This is a genomic window from Methylobacterium sp. Leaf361 (assembly GCF_001424445.1).
Taxonomy (GTDB): domain Bacteria; phylum Pseudomonadota; class Alphaproteobacteria; order Rhizobiales; family Beijerinckiaceae; genus Methylobacterium.
Map to the genome: position 1 here is coordinate 1 of NZ_LMPY01000055.1, position 9767 is coordinate 9767.

Below are 9767 nucleotides of genomic sequence, written 5' to 3' on the forward strand. Positions count from 1 at the left end.
GCGCTCGCCCGACCGGCTCCGGCGGCCAAGCTACCCGTAGAGCAGAGGCCGACCCTGCACTAATTTTGAACTCGGACCACCTCGTGGGGGCAGGTCACTCGCACAAATGCCCGCCGCATCGGCCCTCACGGCCTATCTCATTGTTATCCTCGGTCTCGCGGTCACACCCGGTCCGAACATGATCTATCTGATTTCACGCTCCATCGCGCAGGGTCGCACCGCCGGTATTGTCTCGCTCGGCGGCAGCGCACTGGGCTTCGTCGTTTACATGGCCTGCGCAGCCTTCGGTATCACGGCCCTGCTGTTGGCTGTTCCACTGGCCTTCGATGCGCTTCGTTTCGCCGGGGCGGGCTATCTCCTGTTCCTCGCCTGGCAGGCGGTGCGGCCGGGTGGACGCTCGCCCTTCGAGGGAAGCCGGCATTCCGGAAGCCGCGGGGAGCGGGTCTTCGTCATGGGCTTCGTGACGACCATCCTGAACCCGAAGGCCGCGCTGCTCTACCTGGCGCTGCTGCCGCAATTCGTCGTGCCGGGGCGCGGCAGCGTTCTATCCCAGACCTTGGTGCTCGGTCTGATTCATATCGCCCTGAACGTCGCGCTGGGTGTGGTCATCGCGAGCACTGCCAGTGCCCTTGCGGCTGGATTGGCCAAGCGCCCGTCCTGGCTGCTGGCCCAACGCTGGGCGATGGGTAGCCTGCTGGCTGCGTTCTCGGTCAAGCTCGTCACCGAGGCATAAGGGCGTCGTGACGACCTACCTCGCCACTTACGGCACGCTGGGACCCGGTCGCCCCAACCATCATCAACTCGCCGGCCTCGACGGCCGCTGGTTCAAAGGGATCGCCCGGGGCAAACTCGTCCAAGCCGGCTGGGGCGCAGATCTGGGATTTCCGGGTCTGCAGCTCGACCACGGTGGCGAATGCATCGAAGTCGATGTGCTCGCCTCCTCCGACCTGCCGAGACACTGGCCGAACCTCGATGCCTTTGAGGGAGAAGGCTACCGACGGGTCTCGGCGCCCATTGAGACCTCCGACGGTATTGTCGAAGCCTGGATCTACGTGCTGGCTTCGGTTCAGCGGACGTAGGCTTGGGGATCTGCGCTGTCGGAGGGGCTTTTGTAGGCCTCCAGGAGCGCTTGCGATGGCTCGATGTTGAAGTTCACGCCGCGAGGCGGAACGGGCGATTGAAGCCATTTCCGATATAGGTTCATGATCTCGCCACTGCGATAGATATCTGCCGTAGCTTGGTCTACGATCCGCTTGAAGGTGGTGTCGTCCTTACGCAGGACGACCCCGAAGGGCTCGGGAGCGGACAGCGCCTCCTTGCTAATGACGTAGGCGCTCGGATCCTTCGACTGGGCGACCATCACGCTTAGCTGGACATCGTCCGTCGCGAATGCTGCTACGCGCCCACTCTCGACGAGCAGAAATCCCTCGAGGACATCCCTCACCGGCTGGACGGCAAGGCCGAGCCCGCGCTCCTGGTTAGCCTTGTTGACCATCAGCAGATTGGTCGATCCAGATACAGCGGCGACTGATTTTCCCTGCAGCGATGCAACATCGTCAAGCTTCTGATCCTTGCGAGACACGAACCGCGTGGCGCTCAGGAAATGGGTGTTGGTGAAAGAGACTTGCTTCTGCCTGTCTGCATTGTTGGTCGTCGTCGAGCACTCGAGATCGATTGTGCCGTTGGCGATTAATGGGATCCGCGTCGCCGGAACTACCGTATTTGTAGTGATCCGTATCTGCGGGAGGTTCAGGTGCTTACGAACCGTCTCGGCGACGCTGCGGCAGATGTCGACCGTGAACCCGACATAGTTCTGGTTGCCGTCCAAGTAGCTGAACGGTACCGCACTGTCGCGGACCCCCAGCGCGATGGTTCGCGTTTCCTGAATTTTCTTCAATGTACCTGTTAGCTCGTCCGCCTGTGCTGCGGGTAAAATTACAAGGCTGGCCATGAAATAGATGGTCGAGAATCTCAAGTGAGATAGATCCAATGCTTATGAGATGCTGTGGTCACAGGTAAGGAAAATTGATGTTGTCAGATCTCTGGTCGGACCTGCACCACCTTTCATCGTTAGGCGTGAGAAGCCGCTTCCAGGATCCGCTCGGCCAGCCGCAGGTGGGGGCGATCGATCATCTTTCCCTCAAGCATCAGGACCCCCGCGCTTGGGCTTTCCTTAAATAGGCGGCACACGGACTCAGCCCATTTCACGCGTTCCGGCGTGGGCGCGAAGGCCTCCCTAACCACGGTCAGCTGATCCGGATGGATGCAAAGCTTGCCGACGAAACCGTCACGCACGGCCACCTCGGTTTCACGCTGCAGGCCGACAGGATCACGCGGATCCGGCCACGGCGTATCGATCGCCGAAACCTGGGCCTGAGCTGCAGCTACGAGTAGAGCGGCGCGTGCCGCCGAGACCGGAGCCGTTAGAGTTCCGTCCGCAGACCGGGGCGATATCCCGAAGTCGGCGGCGAGATCCTCGGCTCCGAATAGCAGTGCCTGGAGCCTCCGTGTGACGCCTGCATACGACATATCCGCGAGCGATGCCGCGGTCTCAGTGACCAACGCCAGGATGCCAGTGGAACCAATAGATCGGCCGGAGGCTGCCTCGAAGGCTTCCAGATGATGGTCGAGGGCGCGTAGGTCGTCCGGCCCAGTGCACTTCGGCAGCAGGATCGCGCTTGGACCATGGGGAACCACGGCTGCTAGATCGTGGATGTACCAAAGTGTATCCCGCGGATTGACGCGGACGACGAGCCGACCCGGTTCGCTTGCTCCCGCCAGCTGATCGGCGGCGAGCGTGCGGGCAGCCTCCTTGGCACTCGGCGCGACGCTGTCCTCGAGGTCTAGGATGACGATGTCGGCCGAAGATGAGAGCGCCTTCCCGACCTTCCGCTCGGAGTCGGCGGGCGCGAACAGCAGGGTGCGGAGCTTCATGATGGATTGGCCCCTCCAGGGCACGATAGCGGAACGACTAGGCGCCGTTCCGGTTGGGGATGAGCTTTGCTCTGCCAGGTCGGGAGGTCGCCGTGACCATCCAGCAGTTCGCTCCTGGCAGCGACGGCGTGATACTCGACGGCGCCCCCGTCGGGTCTCTGGTGCGTGAGGTCGGCCGCAACAACGCTGTGCGCAAATGGCTGGTCGGGCTCTTCGATGAGACGTCACCAGCTGAGCGATTGGTACCCTACACGGCGCACCGGCACGCCTTCGGGATGCGCGAGGCGGCACTGGAGCGGCTTGGCATCCAAGGGGCTGACGCGACTGCCGAGCCGATTGGATGAATGCGATCAATGTCGCGGTGGTGCTCGTGAGCGTCGAACGTGTGCTTGAGGCTGCGGGCCTGGAGTGCGCGTTCGAGGACTGCACCGTCGCGGCTTTCACGGCAGCCTTTGTGGTGGTGGCCGTAGATCTACGGGCATGCCTGCCGGCCTTTCCATCCCTGAGAACGGCGGCAGGGTGGGATCGGGTTTCGGAAGCGGAAGGGACCAATCTGGCGCCAGCTTCGTTGTGCGTCGTCAGACCATTCCGCTCAGGGACCAAACGTGCGCAGTCTCATCCTTGCTTTCAGCCTCGTCGCTATCGCCGCCCCCGCCTTAGCGCAGGCGCCTGGACGCGGGAACGCGGACCTGCAGACCAACTGTGCAGGTGACGCCCTTCAATTCTGCGCTGGCATTGATCCAAACAGTCCGCAGATGGATGCCTGCTTCAAGAAGAACATGAGCAGGATGTCCCCGAATTGCCGCCGCGCGATCGATGCTTACGAGAAGGCCGGTGGTAAGTAGCCATTCGAAACTCGGTCACAACCCGGCTGCCGCGAAGGGGGCGAACCTCTGCTCCGCGGCGGAAGGGATAAATCACCGAGTCGAGCCGTTTGCGCATCAGCGAATTCCCCCGACAGCCGGCGCGTGGCGCGTCGGATGTCCTTGATCACGGCTTATGCCGGCTTCCGCGCCGGCCCGGACGTCTGTTTCATCTTCGCTCCTGGGGGCTACGATGAACCAGCCATCCTCTGTTCGTGAAGACCCTCGATCTGTCTCAGGAGTGCTGACGGCGGGCAAATCGGGACGACGATGCGGGTCGGATTGGGCATCCGGAACTCCGATGATGAGGCGGAGCGCTACATGCCGCCTAGTTGAGCCAGGAATATGGAAATCCGTGCGCGCGTAAACATGCCTTTCCGGCTTTCAGTCGCTCGCCGTTGCTCCATTTACAATAGCGGCCCGCCACAAGGCGGCCTTGGTCGAGGGCGGCTCGCCGAACTCCAGCAGGAATGACACGATCGTCGCCGGATCATCGGTGATACGCACCGCTTCGTCGAACACGGTCGCCGCCCGCTCGCCGGCAAGCTGCCGTAGCAATGGCAGCAAGGGCTTCTTTCGGCCCATATCGACGACCTGGTTGCACGGCAGGTCCCAGAAGCCCGGCGTCGAGTTAAACAGCACCATCGGCGTCGGCGCCGTCTTGTCGGCACGGTAATAGTTCTGGGTTGCGTCTTGGAAGACCTCCTGCACCGTCCCCGCGTTGCCTTCCGCGAAGATGATCCCGCCATCTGCGACGGTGACGAGCCCGTCCTCTCGCAGGCTGTTGTAGAAAAACTTGCCGATGTGGGTCGCGAACAGGTTCGGCGGCTCATGACCATAGAGCCAGGTCGGGATGCCAAGATTGCTGCTCTCTGTCGGCGCGGCAGCGCGCCAGTCGCCGAGCAGACGTTGGCGTACTTCGCATGCGGTGCTCAACCATTGGTGCGACGCCGTGAACTTGGGCGCGGCGACGAGGATCGCCATCGCGTCGTCGAGCGCCGGGTCGGGGAAGCCGGCGAGGAACGCGCCCAGGTTTGCAGCCTCCATGAACCCCGGCCCACCTCCCGTCACGATCATGCGTCCCTTTCGGGACAACTCGCGAGCGAGTTTGGCGACCGCCAGGAAGCCCGCATCGGTGCGGTCTCGGTCGTGACCGCCCATGACTGCTACTGCTGGCCGCCGCGCGCTCTGCAGGAATCGCTGGACCGAGCGTTCCATCGCGGCGTCATGGACCCGCGCGGCAATCGTGTCGGCGAAGCCGATCGGCTTCGGCACCTTCTTCGCCGGGTCCATGAACCAGAAATAGGCGTGGTGGTCGAAGCTCTTCTCCCACGACCCCTCGGCCGCCGGATCGTAGCCGGCATAGATGTCGGCCACGCTGTAGACGTCGGGCCGATACATGTCGAACGGCACGTCGCCGCGCCGTCCGAGCACCGTCGCCCCCTGTTCGGCGGCCTGCGCCGCGGTGACGGGGGAGAGCGCCGCGCCGACCAGAACGCAGCCATCGAGGCGCGCGCTAGCGAGCTCCTTTTCGTATCTGCGCAGATCGAGGCCGATGAGGACGGCTGGCGCTCGGCCGGTGTCCGCGAGCCACGCCGTCAGGCTCGCGTCATCGGTGATCTCTGCTGCCATGGATTATCTCCTCCAACCGTCGCCATTAGTTGCGCGACGACTTGTTATTGCAATCGTCACGATACACGCTTCGATTGCCTTAGGTGAGAGCAGATGCAGCCGATCCGGTCGGCTGCGCCGTCGGGGAGAGATGACGCCATGCGGATCGCATCCTTCAACGTCGAGAACCTGTTCGAGCGGGCGGTCGCGCTTAACCAGGACCAGTGGACGAGCAACCAGGGAGAGAATCCGTCGCGCTGGGCGGCGGGCCGCGAGACATTGGAGATCTATTCGAAGCTCAACGCGCTGCTGCGCAAACAGACCTACACGCCGGCTGATCAGGCGCAGATCATCGAGTACCTCATCGCGCTCGGTCTGGAGAAGAGCGACGAGAGCAAGCTCGTCATCCTCCGACGCAATCGCGGGTCGCTGGTCAAGCGGCCGCGCGGCGCGCCGTTGCAGGTCGTCGCGGGGGGGCGGGACGACTGGATCGGCTGGCTCGAGCTCAAGCGCGAAGCCGTCGACGAAGTGGCGACGCAGAACACGGCGCGCGTCTTGAAGGAGGTCGACGCCGACATCGTCGTGGTGGTCGAAGCCGAGCATCGCATCTCGCTCTGCCGGTTCAACGAGCAGGTCCTCGAAAGGATCGGCGGTCGCCCCTACGATCACGTCATGCTGGTGGACGGCAATGACGAGCGTGGGATCGACGTCGGCCTGATGACGCGCTCTTTGGCCGTGATCGACAGCGTCCGCAGCCACGTCGACGACCGTCTGGGCAAGGAGTCCGTCTTTAGCCGTGACTGCCCGGAGTTTCATCTCCGGCTCGCCTCGGGCGAAGAACTCGTCGTCCTGGCGAATCACCTGAAGAGCAAGGGCTACGGCACTCCTGCCCAATCCAACGCCAAGCGCGAGGCGCAGGCGCGCCGCGTGCGTGAGATCTACGAAGGGCTGCGCAAGACGGGCCACGCTCATATCGTGATCGCCGGAGACTTCAACGATACGCCCGATAGCGGCCCGCTCGCCCCGCTTCTGGGCGAAGGGTCGGACCTCAAGGACATCAGCGCTCACCCGAACTTCGACGACGGTGGAAGGCCGGGCACCTATGCGAACGGCACTAAGAGCAACAAGATCGACTACATCCTGTTCTCGCCGGCTCTCTTCGAGCGCGTGACCGCTGGGGGCATCGATCGGCGCGGCGTCTGGGGTGGGAAGAACGGCACCCTCTGGCCGCACTTTCCGGAAATGACGCAGGCGAGCCAAGCAGCGTCCGATCACGCGGCGGTCTGGGCCGACCTCGACCTCTGACGGCCTTGCGGGCGCTCTTGAGGGGTGAGTTCGACCCCGTCCTACTTGGAGCCCTGCGCAGCCACCTGCAGGGTGCCATCGGAAAGCGGCCGCTGAAGCTCACACGCCACGCTCCAGGACGCGGTCAGCGAGGAGATCGGCACGTTCGAGGTGCCGGTCGGCGGCCGCCGCTTCCGCGCCGCGAAATCCTCCTCTGTTGTAGCAGAACGTAAGGTGAATACGGAGGGAGCGTTGGCCATATCCCCGGTCATCGTCGCCGCGCCCATGATGCAAGTTGAGGATGCCGCCCGAGAGCTTGAGCTTGCTGCCCAGAAGCGGACTTACTGAGCGTCCGCAACGCGACCGTAGACGGTCCAGCCTTTGGGATCCTCGCGCATGTCGAAGGTCTGCGGCGGGACGTTGCTGTTGGCCGCGTCCGGCATCGCCTACCCCTTCGCCGGATGCGCCAGCAGGATCGCCGTCCGGACCATGTTGCGTTTCCAGGCCAGCTTGTCGGTGGTCAGCGCCTCGGCCGCACGGGTGTTGGTGCGGAGCGTCTCGACGAGGTCGAGGACCCAGTCCCTCGCCAGCGGGTAGGCCTCAGTCGCCAGATCCGCGAGCACCGCGTCGTCGATCTCTTGGTCGGTGACCTCGGCGGCCCTTGCGCAGCTCGGAGACGGTCGGGGGTTCCTTAGCCATGGGTGGCCTATTGCAGCTTGGTCGACGTCGAGTCCACGAGGCTGAGGCGCACGGGCATGGCCCCGGGCCGGCATCATGCCCATCAGCGCAAGGCCGCTCTGTGGCCCGATTGTGTGCGCTGGCGAATCACGGCTTCTTCGTCTTGCTCATCGCTCCCGCGATTTGCATCGCGACCCGGTCCGCTGCGGCGATCAGCACCGCGTCGAGATGGTGGATGTAGCGAGACGTCACCCCATGCCCGGCGTGGCCCAGCATCGCGCCGATCGTGGAATCGCTGTATCCGAGATCACCGGCCGTCGAGGCGAAGGAGTGTCGAAGGGTGTGTGCCGTTACTCCCTCCAGGCCGGCACTGATCACGATACGCTCCAGAGCGTCGTCAAGGCTCGCAAAGGGTCCCTGCCCTCCCCGCGCTGTCGGCAGGACGTAAGCGGATCCTGGGGGCTGCTCAATGCCGTCCAGGATCAGCAGCACGGCCTTGCTGATCGGCCGAACCGAGGCGCCCTCCTTTGAGTCCTCAAGCCGCAGGCATGGCTCCGCTCGGTCGACCTCAGACCATCGCAGCTTCACGATTTCACCTAGGCGGCAGCCGGTCAGCGCCAGCAGCCGAACGCCGGCGATCGCCTGCCAACGCTCCTGAGAGCTCTCCTTCGCCTCAGCGAGCGCCTTGCCGAGCGCGGCGTACTCGTCCGGTGTCAGGCGGCGCTTGCGCTTCTTGTCCGCCGGCCGCTTCACCCCCGTGGCCGGATTCGCGGTGATGACGCGCTCGCTGACCGCGTAGCTCAGGATCCCGCCCAGCAGCCCCACGGTGCGCGCTGCAGTACCTGGGCCACCTTCGACCACCGCCTTGCCTCGGAAGCCGGTCTTGACGACGTCGGCGGTCTTGCCGGCCTGGACGTCGCGCACGAAGCGCTGCACGTCCGGCGCCGTCAGCTCAGCAACCAATCGGCGGCCCAGGAGCGGCCTAATGTGCCGCTCGATCCGACCCTTGTCGACGTAGAGGGTCGAGGGCTTCTTGGCTTGGCCGCCCTGCCCCATGATCAGGCCCTTGTCTGCCGCTGCGAGATAGGCGTCGCACAGCTCGGTCACTGTCAGCGAGCCGCGGCGTGTGGCGCGTTCTTCGGCCGGATCCTCGCCCTTCGCCACTTGACCCAGCAGCCCCTTCGCCTCGCGGCGGGCTTCATCGCCACGGCGTTCGCCCAGGACGACGCCGAGGCGGCCCGTCAGCAGTGGCGGCGCGTGGCCGATCAGCTCCGGCCGAAGGTCCCCAAGCTCGCCGCCCTGATGGACGAGGCTGAGCCGGACGTGCTGGCCTACATGGGCTTCCCCACCCAGCATCGGGTCAAGCTGCACTCCACGAACCCGCTGGAACGCCTCAANGTCCTACAACGGCGAGAAGGAAGCAGTGGCGGCGCGTGGCTGTCAGCTCCGGCCGAAGGTCCCCAAGCTCGCCGCCCTGATGGACGAGGCTGAGCCGGACGTGCTGGCCTACATGGGCTTCCCCACCCAGCATCGGGTCAAGCTGCACTCCACGAACCCGCTGGAACGCCTGAACGGTGAGATCAAACGCCGGACCGAGGTGGTCGGCATCTTCCCCAACGAGGCGGCCATCACACGCCTTGTGGGCGCAATCCTGCTGGAACAGAACGACGAGTGGGCCGTCCAGCGCTCCCGCTACATCACCCTGGAAAGCATCGCCCCAATCGGCGATGATCCCCTCGTCAGCCTGCCCAACCTGGCAGCCTGATCAATCCGGCCCCGGCCGGTGATCGTGGTGGCCACGCCGAAGCTACACCACGCCAGGGGACACAACCCACACGTTCGAATCGTGTCGGGTGCGCCGGGTGGGCGTGGATCGTCGAGGCGAAGCCCCGACCTGAATGCCCGGCATAACCCGCGTCACTTCTGCGTACGTCGGTGCTCCTTAGGCGTGATAACTCCGCCCGCTGCGGCGAGCGGCTTCTCAGGATAGCTATGCGGTACTCCGCTGGCTTAGGTCCGGAAGGCCAATATCCCGGCCCTGAGTGGGGTCTGGCTCATTGCCGCCGATCCGGCATCTGACCTCAAACTGCGATCGTGCCGACATTTTGGCCCGGTCGGCGACCGATCTCACCTCACGCCTCGGCCGCTGTCTCGTCCGTTCGGCGCGCGTGACCGCTTTGCTCCGACGCCGTCCCGCTGACGACCATTGTCCCCGTCGTCACCAGCAGGCCGGCCACGGACGCCGCGTCCTGCAGGGCGGTGCGCACCACCTTGGCCGGGTCGACGATGCCGGCCTGGATCATGTCGACGTACTCTTCGGTCTGGGCGTTGAAGCCGAAGGTCTCCGAGGAGGTGTTGTCGGTGATCTTGCCGACCACGATCGAGCCTTCCACGCCC

General features: G+C 64.5%; 11 protein-coding genes and 2 pseudogenes. 7 read left to right on the forward strand and 6 right to left on the reverse strand.

Going from position 1 to position 9767, the window contains the following annotated elements; all coding sequences use genetic code 11:
• The first annotated feature begins 106 nt into the window (after positions 1-106).
• On the forward strand, positions 107-733 hold the full coding sequence (locus ASG32_RS26765; protein WP_056532329.1) for a LysE family translocator: 627 nt from the start codon (positions 107-109) through the stop codon (positions 731-733).
• A 7-nt stretch (positions 734-740) separates the two neighbouring features.
• Positions 741-1079: a gamma-glutamylcyclotransferase gene (locus ASG32_RS32970; protein ID WP_082558071.1), complete on the forward strand. Its 339-nt coding sequence runs from the start codon at positions 741-743 to the stop codon at positions 1077-1079.
• Here the strand turns inward: ASG32_RS32970 and ASG32_RS26775 are convergent.
• Together ASG32_RS26775 and ASG32_RS26780 are read right to left on the reverse strand one after the other, a co-directional pair.
• Positions 1067-1951 carry an amino acid ABC transporter substrate-binding protein gene (locus ASG32_RS26775; RefSeq protein ID WP_056532345.1) on the reverse strand — a complete coding sequence of 295 codons (885 nt, stop codon included), beginning with the start codon at positions 1949-1951 and terminating at the stop codon, positions 1067-1069. The genes ASG32_RS32970 and ASG32_RS26775 overlap by 13 nt on opposite strands.
• 119 nt (positions 1952-2070) lie before the next feature.
• Positions 2071-2934 (reverse strand): CoA ester lyase, encoded by an 864-nt coding sequence (locus ASG32_RS26780; protein WP_056532333.1) that lies wholly within the window; start codon positions 2932-2934, stop codon positions 2071-2073.
• Between the two features lie 92 nt (positions 2935-3026).
• Here ASG32_RS26780 and ASG32_RS26785 point away from each other — a divergent pair, with 92 nt between their 5' ends.
• The gene (locus tag ASG32_RS26785; RefSeq protein WP_157862085.1) at positions 3027-3278 is read left to right on the forward strand and encodes a hypothetical protein; all 252 of its coding nucleotides are present in this window, start codon (positions 3027-3029) and stop codon (positions 3276-3278) included.
• 273 nt (positions 3279-3551) lie between these two features.
• On the forward strand, positions 3552-3779 hold the full coding sequence (locus ASG32_RS35405) for a 3',5'-cyclic-nucleotide phosphodiesterase (RefSeq protein ID WP_244492238.1): 228 nt from the start codon (positions 3552-3554) through the stop codon (positions 3777-3779).
• Positions 3780-4181: 402 nt separating this feature from the next.
• Here the strand turns inward: ASG32_RS35405 and ASG32_RS26790 are convergent, their stop codons facing one another.
• Positions 4182-5429: a hypothetical protein gene (locus ASG32_RS26790; RefSeq protein ID WP_056532337.1), complete on the reverse strand. Its 1248-nt coding sequence runs from the start codon at positions 5427-5429 to the stop codon at positions 4182-4184.
• A gap of 138 nt (positions 5430-5567) precedes the next feature.
• Between ASG32_RS26790 and ASG32_RS26795 the strand changes: the two genes are divergently transcribed.
• Complete coding sequence (locus ASG32_RS26795; protein WP_056532339.1) at positions 5568-6713, forward strand: endonuclease/exonuclease/phosphatase family protein; 1146 nt, start codon at positions 5568-5570, stop codon at positions 6711-6713.
• Positions 6714-7138: 425 nt separating this feature from the next.
• Here the strand turns inward: ASG32_RS26795 and ASG32_RS26800 are convergent, their stop codons facing one another.
• Complete coding sequence (locus ASG32_RS26800) at positions 7139-7315, reverse strand: hypothetical protein (RefSeq protein WP_244492234.1); 177 nt, start codon at positions 7313-7315, stop codon at positions 7139-7141.
• A 202-nt stretch (positions 7316-7517) separates the two neighbouring features.
• The gene (locus ASG32_RS26805; RefSeq protein WP_244492236.1) at positions 7518-8534 is read right to left on the reverse strand and encodes a site-specific integrase; all 1017 of its coding nucleotides are present in this window, start codon (positions 8532-8534) and stop codon (positions 7518-7520) included.
• 18 nt (positions 8535-8552) lie between these two features.
• Here ASG32_RS26805 and ASG32_RS32980 point away from each other — a divergent pair.
• Positions 8553-8767 (forward strand): annotated as a pseudogene (locus ASG32_RS32980) (transposase); the annotation flags it as partial.
• Positions 8768-8788: 21 nt separating this feature from the next.
• Positions 8789-9135, forward strand: a pseudogene (locus tag ASG32_RS26810) (transposase); the annotation flags it as partial.
• A 367-nt stretch (positions 9136-9502) separates the two neighbouring features.
• Here ASG32_RS26810 and ASG32_RS26815 read toward each other — a convergent pair.
• Positions 9503-9767: TCP-1/cpn60 chaperonin family protein (locus ASG32_RS26815; RefSeq protein ID WP_348271901.1), on the reverse strand; the 265-nt coding region annotated here is incomplete at its 5' end.

Bases quoted from the DNA above. Each gene is read 5' to 3' on its own strand.
- ASG32_RS26765 (WP_056532329.1), top strand. From the start codon at position 107: ATGCCCGCCGCATCGGCCCTCACGGCCTATCTCATTGTTATCCTCGGT.
- ASG32_RS26775 (WP_056532345.1), bottom strand. From the start codon at position 1,951: ATGGCCAGCCTTGTAATTTTACCCGCAGCACAGGCGGACGAGCTAACA.
- ASG32_RS26790 (WP_056532337.1), bottom strand. From the start codon at position 5,429: ATGGCAGCAGAGATCACCGATGACGCGAGCCTGACGGCGTGGCTCGCG.
- ASG32_RS26795 (WP_056532339.1), top strand. From the start codon at position 5,568: ATGCGGATCGCATCCTTCAACGTCGAGAACCTGTTCGAGCGGGCGGTC.
- ASG32_RS26780 (WP_056532333.1), bottom strand. From the start codon at position 2,934: ATGAAGCTCCGCACCCTGCTGTTCGCGCCCGCCGACTCCGAGCGGAAG.